General features: G+C 65.8%; 24 protein-coding genes. 14 read left to right on the top strand and 10 right to left on the bottom strand.

Features of this window, described 5'->3' with window-relative positions; translation table 11 throughout:
- Nucleotides 1–10 precede the first annotated feature (10 nt).
- Together QF031_RS04080 and QF031_RS04085 are read right to left on the bottom strand one after the other, a co-directional pair.
- Nucleotides 11–157 carry a hypothetical protein gene (locus QF031_RS04080; protein WP_307424457.1) on the bottom strand — a complete coding sequence of 49 codons (147 nt, stop codon included), beginning with the start codon at nt 155–157 and terminating at the stop codon, nt 11–13.
- Between the two features lie 344 nt (nt 158–501).
- Nucleotides 502–1,254, bottom strand: a complete 753-nt coding sequence (locus QF031_RS04085; RefSeq protein WP_307424460.1) for an ANTAR domain-containing protein — start codon at nt 1,252–1,254, stop codon at nt 502–504.
- Between the two features lie 228 nt (nt 1,255–1,482).
- Between QF031_RS04085 and QF031_RS04090 the strand changes: the two genes are divergently transcribed.
- Both QF031_RS04090 and QF031_RS04095 read left to right on the top strand, forming a co-directional pair.
- The gene (locus QF031_RS04090; protein ID WP_307424463.1) at nt 1,483–2,001 is read left to right on the top strand and encodes a MarR family winged helix-turn-helix transcriptional regulator; all 519 of its coding nucleotides are present in this window, start codon (nt 1,483–1,485) and stop codon (nt 1,999–2,001) included.
- Nucleotides 2,002–2,068: 67 nt separating this feature from the next.
- On the top strand, nt 2,069–2,554 hold the full coding sequence (locus QF031_RS04095) for a hypothetical protein (RefSeq protein WP_307424465.1): 486 nt from the start codon (nt 2,069–2,071) through the stop codon (nt 2,552–2,554).
- Nucleotides 2,555–2,737: 183 nt separating this feature from the next.
- Here QF031_RS04095 and QF031_RS04100 read toward each other — a convergent pair whose 3' ends face one another.
- Nucleotides 2,738–3,061 (bottom strand): hypothetical protein, encoded by a 324-nt coding sequence (locus QF031_RS04100; protein WP_307424468.1) that lies wholly within the window; start codon nt 3,059–3,061, stop codon nt 2,738–2,740.
- A gap of 201 nt (nt 3,062–3,262) precedes the next feature.
- Between QF031_RS04100 and trxB the strand changes: the two genes are divergently transcribed.
- Nucleotides 3,263–4,240 (top strand): thioredoxin-disulfide reductase, encoded by a 978-nt coding sequence (gene trxB / locus QF031_RS04105; protein WP_307424470.1) that lies wholly within the window; start codon nt 3,263–3,265, stop codon nt 4,238–4,240.
- Nucleotides 4,241–4,269: 29 nt separating this feature from the next.
- On the opposite strand, the gene QF031_RS04110 is transcribed toward trxB, so the two are convergent.
- Nucleotides 4,270–4,611, bottom strand: coding sequence for a hypothetical protein (locus tag QF031_RS04110; protein WP_307424474.1), 342 nt, complete (start codon nt 4,609–4,611; stop codon nt 4,270–4,272).
- A gap of 195 nt (nt 4,612–4,806) precedes the next feature.
- Between QF031_RS04110 and QF031_RS04115 the strand changes: the two genes are divergently transcribed.
- Together QF031_RS04115 and QF031_RS04120 are read left to right on the top strand one after the other, a co-directional pair.
- A complete protein-coding gene (locus QF031_RS04115; protein WP_307424477.1) occupies nt 4,807–5,421 on the top strand; it encodes a PAS and ANTAR domain-containing protein in 615 nt (204 codons plus the stop codon).
- 95 nt (nt 5,422–5,516) lie between these two features.
- Nucleotides 5,517–5,948 (top strand): hypothetical protein, encoded by a 432-nt coding sequence (locus QF031_RS04120; RefSeq protein ID WP_307424480.1) that lies wholly within the window; start codon nt 5,517–5,519, stop codon nt 5,946–5,948.
- Nucleotides 5,949–5,959: 11 nt separating this feature from the next.
- Here the strand turns inward: QF031_RS04120 and QF031_RS04125 are convergent, their stop codons facing one another.
- Nucleotides 5,960–6,700 (bottom strand): GAF and ANTAR domain-containing protein, encoded by a 741-nt coding sequence (locus QF031_RS04125; RefSeq protein ID WP_307424484.1) that lies wholly within the window; start codon nt 6,698–6,700, stop codon nt 5,960–5,962.
- Nucleotides 6,701–6,822: 122 nt separating this feature from the next.
- On the opposite strand from QF031_RS04125, the gene QF031_RS04130 reads away from it, so the two are divergent.
- Together QF031_RS04130 and QF031_RS04135 are read left to right on the top strand one after the other, a co-directional pair.
- Entirely contained in the window at nt 6,823–8,040 is a 1,218-nt protein-coding gene (locus QF031_RS04130) for an MFS transporter (RefSeq protein WP_307424487.1), read from the top strand.
- Nucleotides 8,041–8,105: 65 nt separating this feature from the next.
- Nucleotides 8,106–8,807, top strand: a complete 702-nt coding sequence (locus QF031_RS04135; protein ID WP_307424489.1) for an esterase/lipase family protein — start codon at nt 8,106–8,108, stop codon at nt 8,805–8,807.
- On the opposite strand, the gene QF031_RS04140 is transcribed toward QF031_RS04135, so the two are convergent.
- The gene (locus tag QF031_RS04140; RefSeq protein WP_307424491.1) at nt 8,776–9,906 is read right to left on the bottom strand and encodes a flavin-containing monooxygenase; all 1,131 of its coding nucleotides are present in this window, start codon (nt 9,904–9,906) and stop codon (nt 8,776–8,778) included. The two genes, QF031_RS04135 and QF031_RS04140, sit on opposite strands and share 32 nt — an antisense overlap.
- Before the next feature lie 140 nt (nt 9,907–10,046).
- On the opposite strand from QF031_RS04140, the gene QF031_RS04145 reads away from it, so the two are divergent.
- Nucleotides 10,047–10,706, top strand: coding sequence for a TetR/AcrR family transcriptional regulator (locus QF031_RS04145; protein ID WP_307424494.1), 660 nt, complete (start codon nt 10,047–10,049; stop codon nt 10,704–10,706).
- Between the two features lie 42 nt (nt 10,707–10,748).
- On the opposite strand, the gene QF031_RS04150 is transcribed toward QF031_RS04145, so the two are convergent.
- A complete protein-coding gene (locus QF031_RS04150) occupies nt 10,749–11,120 on the bottom strand; it encodes a cupin domain-containing protein (RefSeq protein WP_307424495.1) in 372 nt (123 codons plus the stop codon).
- Nucleotides 11,121–11,184: 64 nt separating this feature from the next.
- On the opposite strand from QF031_RS04150, the gene QF031_RS04155 reads away from it, so the two are divergent.
- The 3 genes from QF031_RS04155 to QF031_RS04165 all read left to right on the top strand — a co-directional run bounded on the left by QF031_RS04155 (nt 11,185) and on the right by QF031_RS04165 (nt 13,239).
- Nucleotides 11,185–11,790: a TetR/AcrR family transcriptional regulator gene (locus QF031_RS04155; protein WP_307424498.1), complete on the top strand. Its 606-nt coding sequence runs from the start codon at nt 11,185–11,187 to the stop codon at nt 11,788–11,790.
- Between the two features lie 196 nt (nt 11,791–11,986).
- Nucleotides 11,987–12,628 (top strand): hypothetical protein, encoded by a 642-nt coding sequence (locus QF031_RS04160; protein ID WP_307424501.1) that lies wholly within the window; start codon nt 11,987–11,989, stop codon nt 12,626–12,628.
- Nucleotides 12,629–12,852: 224 nt separating this feature from the next.
- The gene (locus tag QF031_RS04165) at nt 12,853–13,239 is read left to right on the top strand and encodes a VOC family protein (protein WP_307424504.1); all 387 of its coding nucleotides are present in this window, start codon (nt 12,853–12,855) and stop codon (nt 13,237–13,239) included.
- A gap of 229 nt (nt 13,240–13,468) precedes the next feature.
- On the opposite strand, the gene QF031_RS04170 is transcribed toward QF031_RS04165, so the two are convergent.
- Nucleotides 13,469–13,621 carry a hypothetical protein gene (locus QF031_RS04170; protein WP_307424507.1) on the bottom strand — a complete coding sequence of 51 codons (153 nt, stop codon included), beginning with the start codon at nt 13,619–13,621 and terminating at the stop codon, nt 13,469–13,471.
- On the opposite strand from QF031_RS04170, the gene QF031_RS04175 reads away from it, so the two are divergent.
- The 3 genes from QF031_RS04175 to QF031_RS04185 all read left to right on the top strand — a co-directional run bounded on the left by QF031_RS04175 (nt 13,596) and on the right by QF031_RS04185 (nt 15,692).
- Nucleotides 13,596–14,243, top strand: a complete 648-nt coding sequence (locus QF031_RS04175; RefSeq protein WP_307424509.1) for an acetyltransferase — start codon at nt 13,596–13,598, stop codon at nt 14,241–14,243. The two genes, QF031_RS04170 and QF031_RS04175, sit on opposite strands and share 26 nt — an antisense overlap.
- A 39-nt stretch (nt 14,244–14,282) precedes the next feature.
- A complete protein-coding gene (locus tag QF031_RS04180; RefSeq protein ID WP_307424512.1) occupies nt 14,283–15,278 on the top strand; it encodes an aldo/keto reductase in 996 nt (331 codons plus the stop codon).
- Between the two features lie 96 nt (nt 15,279–15,374).
- Nucleotides 15,375–15,692 (top strand): hypothetical protein, encoded by a 318-nt coding sequence (locus QF031_RS04185; protein WP_307424515.1) that lies wholly within the window; start codon nt 15,375–15,377, stop codon nt 15,690–15,692.
- A gap of 90 nt (nt 15,693–15,782) precedes the next feature.
- Here the strand turns inward: QF031_RS04185 and QF031_RS04190 are convergent, their stop codons facing one another.
- Together QF031_RS04190 and QF031_RS04195 are read right to left on the bottom strand one after the other, a co-directional pair.
- Complete coding sequence (locus tag QF031_RS04190) at nt 15,783–16,688, bottom strand: phosphatase PAP2 family protein (protein ID WP_307424518.1); 906 nt, start codon at nt 16,686–16,688, stop codon at nt 15,783–15,785.
- 36 nt (nt 16,689–16,724) lie between these two features.
- Nucleotides 16,725–17,909 carry an MFS transporter gene (locus QF031_RS04195; RefSeq protein ID WP_307424520.1) on the bottom strand — a complete coding sequence of 395 codons (1,185 nt, stop codon included), beginning with the start codon at nt 17,907–17,909 and terminating at the stop codon, nt 16,725–16,727.
- Nucleotides 17,910–17,951: the final 42 nt, after the last annotated feature.

Genomic DNA, 17,951 nt, shown 5'->3' on the forward strand with positions numbered 1-17,951 from the left:
ACGCAGCTACCTAGGCGACCGCCCCCGCAACCTCCGGGCACTCGGCACAGCGGACGTCCGCAATCAGGGAGCCGGCGTCGTCCTTTTGGAAGTGGGTGACGTGCTTGGTGGTCCTGCCGCAGGTGGGGCAGAAACTCTGGCTTTGTTTAGTCCACATGCATGAATAATACGGAACGCCGTGATAAAGAGAAGGTCACGGGTCCAGATATGTGGTTCCCCGCAGTTTTCCTTAATCGGATCTTGACCAAACCTGCCGGTGATCCTTCAGGGAACGCTGAGTTTTGCCGCGTAGCTTGGGCTCATCAGGCAGTAGGGGAGGGGTGCAGGACAATGACCATTACCGATTACGTCGTGGCTCTTGGCGGCATGCTGGCTTCACTCGGGTGTGCAGGACTGGTGGCGGCAGGGCTTATCCGGGCTCGGGCCCGACCCTAGTACTGAGGCAGCACGTTACTGCCGCCGCACCGTGATCTTGCGCCCCCAGTATCTGGTGGCTGGTTTTTAGGCGATGGCCGGGGGCTCGAACCGCGTGCCGGGCGCGCCGCTGGGCATTGCCCGCAGGATGCCGTCCGCCACACTGCGGACTTTGAGGTTGCGGTTCCTGGAGGTGCCGGCCAGCTTGCTGAAGGCCTCTGCGTAGGAGCAGCGGTTCTGGGCCATGAGTACTCCGCAGGCGACATCGATGCTTGTCCTGCTCTCGAGCACCTGCTTCAGGTTGTCGCCGGCACGGATGACGCCGTGCACGTCCAGTGCCAGCTTCAGGCTGTGCGATGCCACCTCGGAGAACCAGGCTGCTTCGCTAACCAGCTTGGCGTTGAATGCGAAATTGGCGGGGGCCAGGAAGACCAGGGCACCGGCGGCCCCGGAGTTGAGCTTCAGGGGAACCGCCAGGGCTGAGCCAAAGCCGCTGTCCATCAGCCGCTTCCGGTATGCTTGCCAGCGCCCCCCGGCCTGGTTGATCACTGTTGGAGAAACGAGTGCCGAACCCAATGCTGCTGGGCCATCCCCGTGCTCGTCCTCCCACGCTGCGAGGCCCGCCGCGCCTGGTGTGCTTCCCGCAGTGACAGGACAGGACCGCTGCCGGTGCAGCACGACGGCACACTGAATCGCCGCGCCCGCCGTGGTACTGACCCAGCTGGCGGCGGCGTCGGCGAGCATCTGCAGGGACCCTGCCTCGCCGTCGGCCCCTGTCACCAGGTCAAGCAGGAACCCGTGCCGTTCGGGCCCTTTGTTGTTTGCCGGGCCAACCGCCACCCTGCACCCCCATTCGATTACCCCACCGGCTATCAGTGCAGTGGGTTGCATAGAAACCTATTGGCACGGGCAGGCAGCGGCACGAGTAGCCGGTACTCTACTTTTCTGCGCCGGCTCCGCGGCTACCTGCTGCTTGTGCTTTTTGTCGTTGATGGAAGTGGGACGACGCCACTTCGGCTACCATTTATCGTTAGACGGGCAAGCAACTAGGGTATCGAAGGAATTTGCATGAACCCACATGGTGCAAGCGAAGGCTACCGGTACCGGGCCGGGGCGGAAGCCGCACCCGCGCCCGTTGACGTACTCAACGCGCTGCGGGAGTTCCGGACATCTGAAAGCGCCATGAGAAGGCGTACCCGCTCCTCGGTCGCCATGGGGGAGACCGACCTCCTGGCCCTCCGCTACCTCCTCGACGCGGAAGCGACTGGTGCACAAATCCGCCCCACCGGACTTGCCGCCCGCCTGGGCATAACCTCCGCCTCCATGACCAGCCTCGCGGACCGGCTGGTGGCCGCCGGCCACGTAACACGGCATCCCCATCCCACGGACCGGCGTGCCGTAATTCTCCGGCCGGCCCCGGGAGCTGATGAAGAGGTGCACCATAACCTGAACCAGATGCACAAGCGCATGCTGGAGGCGGCCGAATCCCTCTCCCCGGAGGAACTCAAAGCGGTGGTGCGCTTCCTGGATCGGATGCGGGAAGCTGTGGATGCCATCGATGCCACACCCAGCGTTGCTGCACGGTAGACAATGGGGCCATTGTAGTTAGACTAGCTACATACTTGGTTGGCTAGCGGACGGCGGATGGATCGATATGACTGTAGTACTTGAACCACAAACGCATGGAGAGTCCCCCTATGCCGGAAACCGCGGTGAGCATCAGCAGGAGTCCCGGACCCAAATCGCTTGGAACCATCCCGCCGCTGCTTTGCCTGATGCGGCGTTCTCCCTCGATGACCCGGCCGCACCCTTCCACTGCGGCACCGCAATGACCGCCAGTCCGGTGCCCCTGCCCTCGCTGAGTTGGGCGCCCACGGAACTGGACTGCAGGGAATGGACCTGCGCCTGCGGCTTCAAGCTGGACGTGGGCATCACGGCCGACTCCATGGAGGCAGTCCGGCTGGAATCAGCCATGCTGGAAAGCCTGCAGTGGGAAATGGACGCGGTGCGGGAGCGGTTTGAAAGCGCCGTCCGGACCGCGTCCCGGCTGGGTGCAGCCCCGGAGGCCCTCGGCAAGGCTGCCGGCCTTACCGGCGAGGAACTCCAGGAGATCCTGACCGGCGGCGTTCGACTGCTTTAAGTCCTGGTACGGCTCCGCAGTTCTGATGAACGGCCGGTTCCGGCAGGGAGGCCCCAAGTCCCGAAGTGCAGCCATCCGTATGTTCAGATGCAGCTGCACTTCGGGCTGTTGGGAGCGGAAGATCAGAGCAAAGGTTCGGCCGGCTCTGGCCCGAAATGTGGGCGCGGCGAGCGGCCGGAAGGTTTATGCGGCCAGGCGGGCTGCCGTGTGACGCGGATATCGGCGCTCGGCCAGCACGCTGAGGGTGCAGGGTGCCTGGTCCGGATCGATCCTTGCGGGCAGGTGCCGTGTCTCGGCGGCGGTGTGGAGCATGTCCATCGCCTCCTCATCCACCAGGGCGCTGGAGATGTCGAGCTCCAGGTCCAGGCCTCCCTTGAGGGAGTTGGCACGCTTTGCCACGACATAGAGGGCGTTGACGCTGTGGATGGTGATATGCCCCTTCGCAATCACCTGGGCCTTGCTATGGTCCAGATCCACCCGGACCACGATGTTCAGCTTAGAGTTCAAGATGTAAAGCCTTCCCCGGCATTGGCTGCGACGCTGCAGCTTCTTGCATGGCCTGTTTGCTTAAGCCTCATTTAGATTAGGCAATGGATGTGATGCGCGCAACATAGTGACGTTTGTTACACCAGATGGAGTTTCCTCTCAGTTTGCGGAGCAGTGAAAGAATCAGACGTGCCCAGCAGTACCGCCACCGAAGGACAAGCAATGAGCAAAGAACAGCTGATCATCATCGGCTCCGGCCCCTCCGGCTACACCGCCGCCATCTACGCCGCCCGCGCCGGCCTTAACCCGCTGGTCCTGGCCGGGTCCGTCACCGCCGGCGGCGCGCTGATGAACACCACCGAAGTGGAGAACTTTCCGGGCTTCCCCGCCGGCGTGCAGGGCCCGGAGCTGATGGACGGGCTCCAGCAGCAGGCGGAAAAGTTCGGCGCGCGCATTGAGTACGACGACGCCACGTCCGTTGACCTCAAGGGTCCGGTCAAGCGTGTGGTCACCGGCGGCGGGGAGACCTACGAGGCCAGCGCCGTCATCCTGGCCACGGGCTCCGCCTACAAGGAACTCGGCCTTCCGGAGGAGAAGAAATTCAGCGGCCACGGCGTCTCCTGGTGCGCCACCTGCGACGGGTTCTTCTTCCGTGACCAGGACATCATCGTCGTCGGCGGCGGCGACTCCGCCATGGAGGAAGCAACCTTCCTGACCCGGTTCGGGAAGTCCGTCACCGTCGTGGTGCGCAAGGGCGAACTGCGCGCCTCCCGCATCATGGCCCAGCGTGCCAAGGACAACCCCAAGATCCGCTTTGCCTGGAACTCGGCCGTCACCGCCATCCACGGCGACGGCAAGGTCAGCGGCGTCACCCTCACGGACACCCGCTCCGGTGAAGCGCGGCACCAGGATGCCACCGGCATCTTCGTCGCCATCGGCCATCTGCCGCGCACTGAACTCGTGGCAGGCCAGGTGGACCTGGACGAGGAAGGCTACATCAAGGTGGACTCACCCACCACTGTCACCAACCTGCCCGGCGTCTTTGCCTGCGGCGACGCCGTGGACCACCGCTACCGCCAGGCAATCACCGCCGCCGGCACCGGCTGCGCCGCAGCCCTGGACGCCGAACGCTTCCTCGCCGCTCTGGAGGACGCCGCGAGCATCGCCACCGCCCTGGTGGAGGAACCGACCCACAGCTAGGTTTTGGCTGACGGGAAGTGCTCCCTGGGTCAGACGACTTCGGGGAGCCTTCCCGTTAATACTGAGACGGGAGCAGCCGACCAGCGCTCGCGTTCCGGCTCGTACGAGATCACCATGGACGCGTCGCTCCCGCGCGATTCGTCGATGGCCAGCAGCAGTGCGTCCTCCAGGTGCCTGGCATATTCCAGCCGCTCGGGCAGGGAACCCTGCAGCCCGCCGTCGTCAATCAGCACGTGGCTCTTGCCGTCCACAATGACCTTGAGTGAATACCCGCGGTCCTCCTGAAGGGACCCGCGGCTGGATGTAATCTCGGTGACTCGATCTGCCCGGACCAGCCCGTTGCCCAGCGTGCGGATCCACACTTCACCCATGAAATGACCTCCCCTTGGCTGTGGGCGCAGATCACCAGCGCCCCATAGGGCGAACATTACTCCGTCCCGGGAGTTTGTGACCCCCTTTACTTTTCCGGCCACTGCTGGGCGAATATGACGGGCGCCTTTCAGACTCTTCCGTTATGGTGGGTGCCGTTGGAATGCTGCAGGCGCGCCTGAGCTTGGGAGGAATGTATGTGGTCGAAGCTTGATACTTATCTTTATCCGCTGCAGCCCTCCGCGGAGTGTCCTTCCGGGACCTTCAAACTGCATGTTTCTTCCGGGAAAATGGAGTGGTCCCACGGCATGTTCGGGATCCACGGCCTGAAGCAGGGTGAGGTGGTGCCCACCTTCGAACTGTTCATGGCGCACAAGCACCCGCTGGACCGTGGGCCCGTGCTCGCGCTCTGGGAGGACCTTCTAAAGGGTGGCGGCCAGGGCGCGCTGCTGCACCGGGTCATTGATGTGAGGGGCAAGGAACGGCGTGTTTTTTCTGCCATCCAGGTTGCGGCCGAACCCTCGGGACAGGTGGAGTACGTCCGCGGTTTCATGGTGGACGTAACCCAGAGCCTGCGTATCGAATCCCAGCATGCGGCGGAGGAAGCCATTGAGGGCGCCTACGGGCATAAAGCCCTGATTGAACAGGCCAAGGGCATTGTCATGGTGTTGCAGGCCGTGGACGGCCCGGCTGCATTCCAGGTCCTGGCCACCAGAAGCCAGCACGCCAACACCAAGCTGCATATCGTGGCGGAAGAGTTGGTGAACGCTGCAGCCAACGGCAAGGCGGCCGAACTCCTGGCGGGCTACTGACCTAACCCATAACCTGCTGGTTGACCACCGTCCCAACGGCGGTTGGGACCTTCGGCACTTCCGGGGACAGTGCACCCGGCGCCACTCTGGGTGGCATGGCGGACAGGACTTCCACCAGCCGGAGCGGCAATGTTGGCTCCGCCGTGATCAACGCCCTGCTGCTGTGGGGAATCAACATCTGGCCGGGCTGGCAGGTTGTGCCTTTCCTCACCGCGGATACCGCCCGCGTCCTCGACCTCATCAACGCCTCCCTGATCGCGGGCATCATCGTGAACCTGGTCTGCGCGGTGATCCATTCCAGGGCACTCCTGGCATTGGGAAACCTGGTGGTCATGGGCATTGGCGTGGCCGCCCTGCTGCGGGTGTGGGAGGTCTTCCCCTTCGACTTCGGCACGAGCTGGTCCGGCTGGCCGGTGGTGGTGCGGGTGTTCCTGGTGCTCGGCATCGTCGGCTCGATCATCGGCGCCATCGTTGAGGTGGTGAACTTCTTCCGGGCCCTTGCCGGGCTCGAGCCGCGGGCCCGCTGACAGCACTGCTCTCAGTCGAAGTGGGTGATGACACTGGGATCCTTGCCCACTGAGGCCACCAGCAATGCGGCAACATCCCGAAGCTTGCGGTTGCGGGTGTTGGAGGCGCTCCGCAGGATCCGGACGGCAGTGTCCTGGCTGCAGTCGTTCTGCGCCATGATGATTCCCGTTGCCAAGTCGATGATGGTCCTCGACTCCAGTGCTGCGGTCAGGTTTTCCCGGTCCTCTGCCAGCTGCGTCAGGCGCACGGCCAGGCGCAGTGCCTTGGATGCCCGGGCGGCGTGTTCCTGCGCCTTCCCAATGGCTTCGTCGCTGAACGCGTGGGTCTGGGCTGCATAGAGGTTCAGTGCCGCACTCGCCTCCCCTTCCAGCGGCAGCGGGACGGACAAAATGGAACGGATGCCTTCGGACCAGGCCGTGGAGCAGTAGTGGGGCCAGCGGCTTTCCTCATGCAACGTGGGGATGTAGATGGTCTCCAGGTCCCGCAGGGCGGTCAGGCACGGCCCGTCGCCGTAGGCGTACTGCAGCTCATCCATCGCCTTGACCCGGGGATGGCTGGTGGCCACTGTTGCCGGTTTCTTTTTCCGCACCATGGTGACGCCGCAGAGCAGTCTGCTGTGGACGGAAAGTGCTGCGGCGGAGAGGGTCACCAGCTCATGGAGGAGCTTCGCCATGTCCGGCGTCTTCAGGACAAGGTCCTGAAGACGCTCCACCATGCCTTCCTCACGCGGAGGTCCGTGCATTTCCGCCATGTGGCATCACTCCAATGTGCTGCTTAGGCAGATTCTAGGATGCGGGGCCGCGCAGGGACCCCCATGCCAGGCCCCCTCTCCAATGCAGGGGGTCCGAAGCGGGCCGCCATAGGATAAATCTGATGACTTCCCCTGACCCCGAACCCTTCAGCCTGCGCAGTATAGCGGTGGCCGCCTTTGGGCCTACACTCCTTTTCGGAATCGGGCAGGGCGCCATCCTTCCGGTGGTGGCATTGTCCGCCCGCGAACTCGGCGCCTCGGTTGCGGTGGCCGCCCTGATCGTCACGCTGATAGGCCTGGGGTCCTGGTTCTTCAACCTGCCCGCGTCCCTGGTGACTCTTCGCTTCGGTGAACGCTGGTCCATTGTGGCCGCCGCCGTCGCCGCCGGCCTGGCCCTGGCAGCAGCAGCCGCTGCCTCCGCCCTGGCCTCGAACGGACTGTGGCTGCTCGCGGCGGCGATGGCCGTCGTCGGGATGTCCGGGGCGGTGTTTGGCCTGGCCCGGCAAAAGTACCTCACCGAGGCGGTGCCTGTGGCGTTCCGCGCCCGGGCGCTGTCCACACTGGGCGGAGTGAACCGGATCGGCGTGTTCATCGGCCCGTTCGCGGGGGCAGCGGTGATGCAGTTCCTGGGCATCGCCGGCGCCTACTGGGTGGGGGTGGTGGCCATGGCGGCCGCCGCGCTGCTGTCCCTCACCATCCCTGATCTTACGACGCCGGAAGTCCGGTTGGGCGGGGACTGCGGTCCCCAGCCCACGCTTCGGAGTGTTGCGGTCTCGCACGCGGGCGTGTTCCTTTCGCTGGGCGTGGGCATCCTGCTGCTCAGCGCGCTGCGGTCTTCCCGCCAGGTGGTGATCCCGCTCTGGTCCGACCATCTGGGCATGGACGCCACCTCGGCGTCCCTCATCTACGGTTTGTCCGGAGCGATCGACATGCTGGTCTTCTATCCCGCCGGAAAGCTGATGGACCGCAAAGGCCGGCAATGGGTGGCCGTCCCGTCCACGCTGCTCATGGGAACCGCGCTGCTCCTGATTCCGCTGACCGGATCGTTTGTTGGGCTGCTGCTGGCGGCCCTGCTGATCGGGTTCGGCAACGGGATCAGTTCGGGGCTGGTGATGACCCTGGGCGCCGACTTCTCGCCGGACCGCGGCCGCGGCCAGTTCCTGGGCCTCTGGCGGTTCATGGCAGACGCCGGATCCACCGGCGGCCCCGTGCTCCTCTCCGGGGTGACCGCCCTCGCCTCCCTGGGCCCGGGGATCTCAGCCACAGGCATCCTGGGGTTCGCGGCGGCGGGCGTTTTCGCCGTCGTGATTCCCCGCCTGAAGCACCGGCGCAACTACTAGTTGCTGCGGGCGTGTTTGCGGGTCCGGTTGGTGGGTAGCGCGCCCGGCGAGGATATTCTCGACACATGAGTGATCCAGGCACCGTTGCCCGCATCAGTCCGCTGCAGAAGGCCGTGTGGTGGGCGCAGGACTATGTGTACGCCGCGGGCTGGCAGGTCCGGGGCTTCTTGTCGCGCGTGCAGCCGGCGTCCTTCCGCAACGGGTCCCGCGCACCCGTGGTGATCATCCCCGGCGTGTATGAAAACTGGCAGTTCATGATGCCGGTCATCCAGGCCATCCACGACGCCGGGCATCCCGTCCACGTGGTCACCGTGCTCCAGCGCAACAAACTGAAGGTGCCGGACGCCGCCAAGCTGGTGGCCCAGCACCTGGAGGAGGCGGGGCTGCGCGGCGCCATCCTGGTGGCGCACAGCAAGGGCGGGCTGATCGGCAAATACACCATGCTGGCCCTGGACCCGGAGCACCGGATCGACCGGATGATCTCCGTGTGCGCGCCGTTTTCGGGCTCGCGCTACGCCCGGTACATGCTGTTGCCCAGCCTGCGGATCTTCTCTCCGCGCAATACCCTGACTCTCCAGATGTCCCGCGAGCTGACCATCAACAGCCGGATCACGTCCATCTACGGCCCCTTCGATCCGCACATCCCGGAGGGAAGCGTCCTGCCCGGGGCCACCAACATCGAGCTTCCGGCCGCCGGGCACTTCAAGATCCTGGGCGACCCCGCGACCGCACGGATCATTGTGGAGCAGCTGAACCTTCCGTCCTGACGCCGTGGCGTGGCTGCGGTGCTGCCGATGTTTGTGGCGTGCGTGCCGCGATGCGCCGGGCGATGAAGGCCGCGTCCCTGCCCACGCCATTAACCATGGAGGACGCCAGCGACTGCTGGAAGGTGGCGCCCAGGAAATACAGTCCCGCCTGGGCTTTGGCCACGCCGCGGTCCTGCTCCGGTTCGCCGCCCGGGCCGAATACCGGCAGGTGGATCCATTCCAGGCCGGGGTGGAAGCCGGTGCACCAGATGATGTTGGGGACGTCGAGTGTCCGTCCATCCGCAAGCATCGGCAGGCCGCCTTGCGTGCCTTCCGTCCTGGGGACGCGTTCGACGCCGGCACGCAGCAGGTCGCGGTTCTTCACCCTGACCAGTGGCCCGCTGTGTGCAAGAACCTGGGGGCGGGCCTTCCGGCCGGCCGGCGTATTGAGGTTCAGGACGTGGGAAAATGCGAAGAAGACGGCGAGGGTGAGGGGGCGGGTTGCCGCAGCGTCGATGGGCCAGGGGATCTCGCCAGGGTGCCTGCCCGAGAGGTAGGTCTTGCGGTCCGGAGCCAGCTCCAGGGCAATGTCCGCGCCCGAGTTGCCCGCACCGACCACCAGGACGGGGCCCGGGGCCAGGCTGCCGGGGTTCCTGTAGCTTGCTGCCGTGACTTGCCGGATGTCCGGGGCGAGCTGCTGTGCGAAGGTCGGCACCTTGGGCGTCCGGTCCCAGCCCGGGGCAACCACCACGTTGTCCGCTTCGAGGCACTGGTTCCCGGTTTCGATGACGAAGCCGCGTCCGTTGTGGGTGAGGCTGGTGACCCGGACGTTGTTCCGGACCGGCAGCGCGAACGTTTCCGCATAGCTGCTGAGGTAATCCGCGAACTCATCCCGGGACGGGTAGGACCAGGGCGGGGCGGGGAAACGGCTGCGGGGGAGGGCGTCGTACCGGGCGGGGGTGAAGAGCCTGAGGGAGTCCCAGCGGGTGCGCCAGCTGTCCCCGGTCCTGGCGTTCTCGTCGAGGATGACGAAGGGGCCCCTCAGGCGGGACAGATGATAGCCCATGGCCAGGCCTGCCTGGCCGCCGCCCACCACAACCGTCTCGAAGTGCTCTGACATGATGCCCTGCCCTTCCGCCCCGGGCCGCTACTGGTTTATTCCCTGCGCCTCTGCTTCTTTGGGAGGACTCTTCGCGGGCCGGGGCTTCCTGCTAAGATTCATCCGAATAGCATTCGGATGAATTAAGGCTAGGCCCGGCGATGAGTGAAGTCAATGCCCCTGCCCGCTCTTACCACTCGCCGCGGCGGAAGGAACAGGCGGCCGCGACCCGCGGTGCGGTGCTGGCTGCCGCACGTGAACTGTTTGTGGGGGAGGGATACCGTTCCACCACCGTGGCGGGCATCGCACGGCGGGCGGGTGTCGCCGTCGACACTGTCTACGCCACCATCGGGCGCAAGCCGGACCTCTTGCGGGAGGTGGTGGAAGCAGCCATCTCCGGGACGGGGCAGGCAGTTCCCGCAGAACGACGGGATTACGTCATACGCCTGCGGGAAGCGAAGCGCGCGGCGGAGAAGATCTCCATCTACGCCCACGCCCTGGCGGCCATCCAGCCCCGGCTCGCGCCGGTTTACGTGGCACTGCGCGACGCCGCCGGGACCGACCCCGACTGCGCTGCACTTTGGCGGGAGATCTCGGACCGGCGCGCGGCGAACATGCTGAAGTTTGTTGAAGATCTCGCCGCTACCGGGGAATTGCGGGCAGACCGGCCGGCCGCTGAGCTTGCTGATGCGGTCTGGAGCATGAACGGGCCGGAGTACTGGGTACTGCTGGTGGGCCAGCGCGGATGGACCCCGGAACGGTTCGCCAACTGGCTGGCCGATGCCTGGTGCCGGCTGTTGCTGACCGGGGACCAGGCGTAGGGACAGGACTCATCGGCTTCCCTGCGGTCAGCCCGCTGGGTGCTAAGAATCAGCAGGACCAAGGCGGCCGGTGTGCGCTTCCGGCGGCTGCTGGTCCTCGCCGCCGGTGGTCTCCGGGCGCGGTTCCTTCAGCTCAACAAAAAGGCAGTGTGTAGGGGTGGAACCGGTATTAGTGCCGGCGTGCTCCTGCGCATCGAGCCAGCGGGCCCGTCCTGCGGGCAATTCCACATCGACTTCCCGGCCTCCCGACCGGAGGCGGCGGGTGAAGGAGCTGAGCGTGACCATCACACTGTCGGGGTGGGAGTGGACGCCGGTGCTGTCCCCTGGCCCGTCGCTGTACTCAAGGACGCGGACCCGGTCGTTCTCGAAAACAAGCCGGTAGTGCTGCGGATTCACTGCAATGGGATCAGCCACGGGAACCCCTGGAATGCTATATGGGACGTAAGTACCATGTCGGTACGTATGTATCATAAGACCCGTGCCCGGACGCCACAATGAAAAATATCTGGAGACGGGGAGGGCCCGGCAGAAGTCGCGCACCCGAGAGGCGCTGGTGGCCGTCCTGCGCGACCTCTTGAAGGAAGGGCAGGATCCTTCGGTTGCAGAGGTGGCCGCTGTTGCCGGCATCTCCAGGACCACTGCCTACCGGTACTTCCCGGACAAGGAAGCCCTCCTGCACGCGGCGCTGCCCGAGACCGGGGTCGGATCGCTGCTGGGCGGGGAGCCGCCGTCGGACGTCCGTACCCGCCTGGCGCACACCCTCGACGCTCATTTCGAGTTCATCCGCACCTGGGAGCCGCAACTGCGGGCTGCCCTGCGGCTGTCCCTCACCCCAGGCGCTGCCCGACCCACCCTTCGCGGTGGAAGGGCCATCGGCTGGTACCGGGATGCCCTTGCCCCGCTGGAAGCCGCCGGCACCGGGATCGACACCGCCGGCCTGGCAGTCCGGCTTCGTGCAGTTGCCGGGATTGAACCGTACGTCTGGCTGCGGGATGTGGCAGGTCTCCCGCCGGACCAGGCGTTCGAGGTCATGCGCGCCAACGCCCTCGACATCCTTGACGCTGCGCTGGCCGTCCGAAAGTAAGTTGCTGCCCTGGTTCGGCGGGCGCTGTGGGAACAGGGTCGCTGGCGTAAAAGCGCAGGTCAGAGCCGAGTTGAACTTTCAACAGCGTCGGTTTCACTCTGTCCCAGCAGGTCGCTTCCTAGTCGTAACCCACGGGTGGCTGAACGGCCACCCGCACCGTGATCAGCGACAGTACCAGGACGACCAGGAGGGGACCATGCGCACCAAGCGCAGACTGAAGGCGGCGGCACTCACCGCCTTCGCAGTGGTCCTCGGCCTGTTCACGGTGCAGGGGTCGTACGCATTGTGGAGCGCGGCAGCCTCGGCCTCCCCGGGAACCATCACGTCGGCATCGTTCGATGTAGCGTTGAAGGCGGTCAACACCGGGCTGTTGACCAACATGACCCTCACCAAGGGGACCGCTGCAACCCTCACCTTGTCTCCCGTCGGGACCCTGGGTCCGGGCACGTCGGTCAATGGCGGAGTGGTGGTTACCAACAACACCAACGCCGGCGGCCAGTTCAATACCGCGATCACCGCAGCCCAGCCCATCATCGCCAACGTCAACGGTGGAACCCTTGCCAGCTATGTCGGGGTGAATGCCAAGACGGCCGCCTCCTCCTCCGAGTGCAACACCCCGTCCAGTTTCGCCCCGATCAGTTCCGCGGGCCTGGTCTCACCCACGGTGGCGCTCGTCGCCGGCCCCTTAAGTACCGCCGGTTCGGCGGAAGAAGGTGCCGCTGCAACACCCCCAAGCAGCGGCACCGCCTGCCGCCGAGCCGGCTTTTTTGGCCGCGCGATGCGGGCGACTGGTATGTTCACCTCCGATGCCCACCTTCAAATGCGCACCCGATATTGAGGCCGCGCAGGGATAGATGTGCGTCGAGAATGGAGGGGCAGATCGGGAAGGAATATGCGGGTCGGGGAGGCCGAACGCGTCATGGACAACCGGGTCGGGACCGGCAGCAGGATCGAAAGATAGGCCCGCGGAAGCCGAGCCTGCTCCGGAAGGCGCGTCCCGCCGTCGCGCATTCCCTCCCGTGTCAGCCAGCTGGGGATTTAGCCCTTCCGTACACTGGCACCATGTCATGCCGTATCAGTGAACTGGTCCTGAACTGTGCCGATCCCGAACTGCTCGCGCGGTTCTGGAGTGACGTCCTTGGCTATGTGGAGCTTGACCGGGAGGACGGTGGGATTGAGATCGGACCTCAGGACGCCGGATTCGGCGGATTGCAGCCAACGATCTTCCTTAGCCCCAGCAGCAATCCGCGCGTGGGGAGGCTTCCGCTGCACATCGACGTCAACCCGGTGGACCGGGACCAGGACGCCGAACTGGAACGTCTGCTGGCGCTAGGCGCACGGCCTGCGGATGTGGGGCAGACCGGCGAGGAGCAATGGCACGTCCTGCAGGACCCGGAAGGCAACGAGTTCTGCCTGCTGCGCAAGCGGCTGGACCCGCTGGACCGGTAATTGGGCCGGTGATTGGGCCGCCCGGACTGAAAATCGGGAGATCGGGAAATCGGACCAAGCCGGAAAAATGGTGGGAATGCCCGGCGGCGCCCACTTCAAAACGCCGCCCGGGCACCTGCAACTATTCACCACACCGCTCAAGCTAAAGACCTCCAAATCCTCAAGCTTTGATCAAGAGATCCCCATAAAATCCTGACTCGTGCTAGAGCGCCGTCAGCGGGCGGAGTCTTCAGCCGTGGAAGCCTTTCTTACCGGGCAGGTCCGGCATAGGGTTTTGGGACAGCCAGTTATCAAGCAGCAGGTGAACGGGCCGCATAATGTCCTGCACTGCGTGCAGGGGCTGGAAGAAGCGCACCTTGACCGAGTTGATGTTGCTGGCCATGACCGGGCTGGCCCGTGAAGTTCTTGCAGCAGTCCGCAGCAGCGGGCAATACGACGTCCTGGGCATCCTGGATGACGACGCCCGCCTGCTGGGCACCTCCATCGACGGCACTGTAGTGATGGGTGCAATCACCGATGCCCGTGCCTTCAGGCAGGCTCTGTTCACGGTATGCCTCCCCGGCGGCCGCGAGCGGGAGGCGCTCGTCCACCGAATGTCCCTGCTCGGCGTGGGCGACGACAGGTACGCCACAGTAGTGGACCCCGACGTGCGCGTGCCCCGGGATTCCCGGATTGGCCCCGGCAGCATCGTGATGCGCAACGCCACCATTGCCCCGCAGGCCAGCATCGGCTCCCACGTGCTGGTGAAGCCCCAGGCCAATGTGGGCTGCGGCGTCCGGGTAGGGGACTTCGCCACGCTCTCGCCCCGCGTTTCGGTAGGGGAGGGTGCGCGCATCGGCCGGGCTGCAGACCTCGGCATGAACGCCGGCGTTGGGGACGGGCTCAGCGTGGGGGACTATTCGCACATCGGAATGAGCTCCGCCGTGATGCAGCGCGTGCCCGACCGCGAAACGTGGGCCGGGGTTCCCGCACGGGTCGTTCCGGGCCTGGACGAATCCATTTAGGAATGGACCGATCCATTTAGGAAGGGGACAGGAGTACATATGCGCAAGCGCACCCTGGGGCGCGGCCTTGAAGTGTCCGCCATAGGACTCGGCTGCATGAGCATGACCGGCGGCTACGGCAGCACCCCTGAGAGGCAGGACATGGTGCGGCTGCTCCGGGCAGCCGTGGAGCGGGGGGTTACCTTCTTTGATACTGCCGAAATTTACGGGCCCTACGCCAATGAGGAACTGGTGGGCGAGGCGCTGGCCCCGTACCGCGGGCAGGTGGTGATCGCCACGAAGTTCGGGTTCGACATCGACCCGGTGGCGCGGAAGCCCCGCGGCAGGGTCACCAGCGAACCCGGCCACATCCGCAAGGCAGTGGAGGGCTCCCTGCAGCGGCTGGGTGTCGAGGCAATCGACCTCTATTACCAGCACCGGGTGGACCCGAACGTTCCGATTGAGGACATGGCAGGTGCGGTCAAAGACCTGATCGACGCCGGCAAGGTGAAGCACTTTGGCATGTCGGAGGCCGCGGCGGGAACCATCCGGCGCGCCCACGCCGTCCAGCCCGTCACCGCCGTCCAAAGCGAGTACTCACTCTGGTGGCGCCGCCCGGAGGAAGAGGTCCTGGGCGCGTGCGAGGAACTGGGCATCGGCTTTGTTCCCTACAGCCCGCTGGGCCGGGGTTTCTTTACCGGGACGCTTGCAGCGTCTAAAACGTTCGACGGCGGCAATGACGCCCGTGCCAACATCCCGCGGTTCGAGCCGGACGCCCTGGCGCATAACCAGGCGCTGGTGGATGCCGTGACCGGTTTTGCCCACGGCAAGGGTGCCACCCCGGGCCAAATCGCCCTGGCCTGGCTGATGGCCCAAAAGCCTTGGATTGTTCCCATCCCGGGTACCCGGAAACTGGAGCGGCTGGAGGAAAACATGGCCGCCGCCGACGTGGAACTTACCAGGGAGGAACTGGCCGGGCTTGACGCCCTGATCACCGCAATCCCGGTCCAAGGTGCCCGATATTCGGAAGATGCTGAAGCCAGGACCAACCTTTAAAGTCTGGGCCTAAGGTCCTTACGGGGCAGGCCCGGGAAGGCTACATTTGAGCTACCGATGCCCGTCCCATCACGGTGCATCGCTACAGGGGATCACATGGAGCTTTTCAGCGACAAGCCTGCCGTGGCCGCGGCAGCCCTGACCAGGCTCGTTGCCGCGGATGCCAAGGCCAAGGGACGGCCCGCCGGCCGCCTCCGGGCATACCTCAGCGACCTCGTGGTCCGTAACGGACCCAGCATCGTTGAGGAGGTGGCCATCGAGCTTGCCCGCCAGCATCTGGCCACCCTGGAGAAGCTGGCCAAAGCCACCGGCCGCCCGGCGGCCCGCTACCTTGACGACATCGAACTTGCCGCTGCCATGGACGAAAGCATGGGACGCGACGCCAAGGACCTTGGTGGCACCAATAACACGTGATTTTGACCTGAGGACTAGGAGAACGCCATTGTTGCCGAGGCGCTGCTCCTGCCCCGCCTGGGTGCGGACTGACGCCCAAGGCGGAGCCCGTCAGCGGCGCAGTGCGTCCCGCCGTCGTGACGCAAATGCGAACAGGGACGTAGTGGCTACCGTGGCCAGGTACCCCGCGATCACAATCAGCGAGATGCCGGCCCAGAAATAGTTGGTGGTGCTGGCCTCCTGCCAGGGGCTTGGCGCAATCCGGATCAGCGAGTACACCGCAACCCCGGCTGAGGCCAAGCCAATCAGCACCGGCAGCGTGAGCCAGATCCGGGCCGAACCGATGTGTTCGCCGAACCCGTCCCACTCGTCCCAGGACCCGCGCCGGAGGATCAGCCAGCCGGCCGGAATCATGAACGCCCCCACCAGCAGGAACGCCGCCACCACGTCAGCGGGCCGGTGCCACTGGTTGATCAGCGTGGACACCCCCGATGCGATGGCGAAGGAGCCGCCGATGAAGCCCGCCATGGGGCGCCAGCGCGGGGACGCCATCAGGAAAACTGCCGCTGCCGCGGACGCCGCCAGCGTGGTGTGGCCGGAGGGCAGCGAGTTCAGTTCCAGGGTCAGCACGCCCTTGTCCGGACGCGGCGGCAGCAGGTCCTTCAACACCTGGGTGGCCACGTTGGCGCCAACGCACGCAGCCACGGCGATCCCTGCCTCGGCCCAGTGCCGCCGGATGACCGTGACAAACAGGACCACGACGGCGGCCATCACCAGTGAGATGGTGGGCAGCAGGTCCAGGAAGCGGGTAGCCGCCTTTCCGGCAGGCCCATGGATTTCCACCGCCTCCACCAGCGCTGACTCGTCAATGAACTGGCCCGTGGTGGTCTGCACAAAGAAGTAATAGGTGGCAACCAGCCCGGCAATGCACGCCACGGTGGACAGCACGAACAGGAACGCCGAGCCCGGGGCAGGCCGGGCGGGCGTCCGGGTGGGCAGTTGCCGGGAAGAAGTCATCGCGGTTAAGGGTGACACAAAAAGCTGGAAGACCGCTTAGGGGCCGGGTTTGACCGGGGCCAGGCGGGGGATGCTGGCCGCGGCCACCAGCAGCGCCAGTGCCCCCAGCCCGAACGGCAGGGCCGTGGCCGTGGCGATGCCGCCCACCAACAGGGGGCCGCCGGCGTCGCCCAGTTCGCGCCCCAGCTCGGCCGAGCCCATGGTCCGGCCCATCCGTTCCGGCGGCGTGGCGTCGGCCAGGTGCGCAAATCCCAGGGGAGTCACCGCACCGATGCCTGTGCCGATGCAGGCCGCGGCGACGAAAATGGTGACCACTCCCGGGGCCAACGCCACCGCAGCAATACCCGCGGCAATCAGCAGCAGGCCCGTCGTCGTGCCCTTGTTGTCGGTGACGGCGTTCCGGTCCCGCAACCTGCCGATCCACGGCTGGGTGAGCACCGAGCCCAGCGCCAGAACGCTCACCGCGGCGGTGCCGGCGAAAGCGTCCATGCCGTGCCGGGCTGCCAGGGCGGGGAGGAAGCCGACGGCGGCCCCCAGCGCGCCCGTCGCGGCGGCCAGCACCAGCGTGGGGACCAGGAAGCGGCGCTCGCCCAGCTGGCGCGCCAGGTCCATGACCGTGTACCGCTTCCGGGGCAGCGGCTCCAGATTCGGTACGGATAAAAGCACCCACAGCGCGGTCACAGCCGCCACCGCGGAGAGCGTTCCAAACAGCAGCGGAAAGCCGCCGGCAAGGATCAGGCCTGCACCCAGCGGCGGGCCGATGATGTAGCCCAGGCTCTTCCAGGAGCCGTACCGGCCAAAGTAGGTGCCCGCCTTTCCGCCCCGGGCCATCCTTGCCACCATGGCGGACGACGCCGGCGAGAACGCGGACGCCGCGGCCCCCTGTCCCAGCCGGGCCAACGCAAGGACAAGCGGGTCCGCAGCTCCCAGGCCAATCAGCGACAGTGCTGCGAAGGCGAGCAGGCCGCCCACCACGACGGGTTTGGCGCCGATGCGGTCGCTGAGGGCGCCAAAGACCGGCTTCAGGAACACCTCCGCCACGTCGTAAAGGGCCAGGAGGATGCCAAGGTTCAGCAGGGTCAGGCCGATGTTGCCGCTCTGCGAACCGAGTCCGGCCGCGATGCTGTGGGCGCCGAAAGCGGTGACAAACCCTGCGGCATAAAGAGGTACCGTCGCCGGCCGGGCGGCCTGTGCGGTGGCCAGGGGCTTGTCAGGACTCATAAGTGGGACTTTAGTGCCTTCACAATCTTGTGAAAACTTCAA

Origin of the sequence: Pseudarthrobacter defluvii (assembly GCF_030816725.1) — a bacterium.
In the GTDB taxonomy this organism is placed as follows: domain Bacteria; phylum Actinomycetota; class Actinomycetes; order Actinomycetales; family Micrococcaceae; genus Arthrobacter; species Arthrobacter defluvii_A.

Coding starts and splice junctions, on each gene's coding strand:
- QF031_RS04160 (WP_307424501.1), top strand. CDS start 11,987: ATGCGCACCAAGCGCAGACTGAAGGCGGCGGCACTCACCGCCTTCGCA.
- QF031_RS04130 (WP_307424487.1), top strand. CDS start 6,823: ATGACTTCCCCTGACCCCGAACCCTTCAGCCTGCGCAGTATAGCGGTG.
- QF031_RS04140 (WP_307424491.1), bottom strand. CDS start 9,906: ATGTCAGAGCACTTCGAGACGGTTGTGGTGGGCGGCGGCCAGGCAGGC.
- QF031_RS04090 (WP_307424463.1), top strand. CDS start 1,483: ATGAACCCACATGGTGCAAGCGAAGGCTACCGGTACCGGGCCGGGGCG.
- QF031_RS04110 (WP_307424474.1), bottom strand. CDS start 4,611: ATGGGTGAAGTGTGGATCCGCACGCTGGGCAACGGGCTGGTCCGGGCA.
- QF031_RS04080 (WP_307424457.1), bottom strand. CDS start 157: ATGTGGACTAAACAAAGCCAGAGTTTCTGCCCCACCTGCGGCAGGACC.
- QF031_RS04195 (WP_307424520.1), bottom strand. CDS start 17,909: ATGAGTCCTGACAAGCCCCTGGCCACCGCACAGGCCGCCCGGCCGGCG.
- QF031_RS04185 (WP_307424515.1), top strand. CDS start 15,375: ATGGAGCTTTTCAGCGACAAGCCTGCCGTGGCCGCGGCAGCCCTGACC.
- QF031_RS04115 (WP_307424477.1), top strand. CDS start 4,807: ATGTGGTCGAAGCTTGATACTTATCTTTATCCGCTGCAGCCCTCCGCG.
- QF031_RS04135 (WP_307424489.1), top strand. CDS start 8,106: ATGAGTGATCCAGGCACCGTTGCCCGCATCAGTCCGCTGCAGAAGGCC.
- QF031_RS04165 (WP_307424504.1), top strand. CDS start 12,853: ATGTCATGCCGTATCAGTGAACTGGTCCTGAACTGTGCCGATCCCGAA.
- QF031_RS04095 (WP_307424465.1), top strand. CDS start 2,069: ATGACTGTAGTACTTGAACCACAAACGCATGGAGAGTCCCCCTATGCC.
- QF031_RS04120 (WP_307424480.1), top strand. CDS start 5,517: ATGGCGGACAGGACTTCCACCAGCCGGAGCGGCAATGTTGGCTCCGCC.
- QF031_RS04180 (WP_307424512.1), top strand. CDS start 14,283: ATGCGCAAGCGCACCCTGGGGCGCGGCCTTGAAGTGTCCGCCATAGGA.
- QF031_RS04125 (WP_307424484.1), bottom strand. CDS start 6,700: ATGGCGGAAATGCACGGACCTCCGCGTGAGGAAGGCATGGTGGAGCGT.
- QF031_RS04170 (WP_307424507.1), bottom strand. CDS start 13,621: ATGGCCAGCAACATCAACTCGGTCAAGGTGCGCTTCTTCCAGCCCCTG.
- trxB (WP_307424470.1), top strand. CDS start 3,263: ATGAGCAAAGAACAGCTGATCATCATCGGCTCCGGCCCCTCCGGCTAC.
- QF031_RS04190 (WP_307424518.1), bottom strand. CDS start 16,688: ATGACTTCTTCCCGGCAACTGCCCACCCGGACGCCCGCCCGGCCTGCC.
- QF031_RS04145 (WP_307424494.1), top strand. CDS start 10,047: ATGAGTGAAGTCAATGCCCCTGCCCGCTCTTACCACTCGCCGCGGCGG.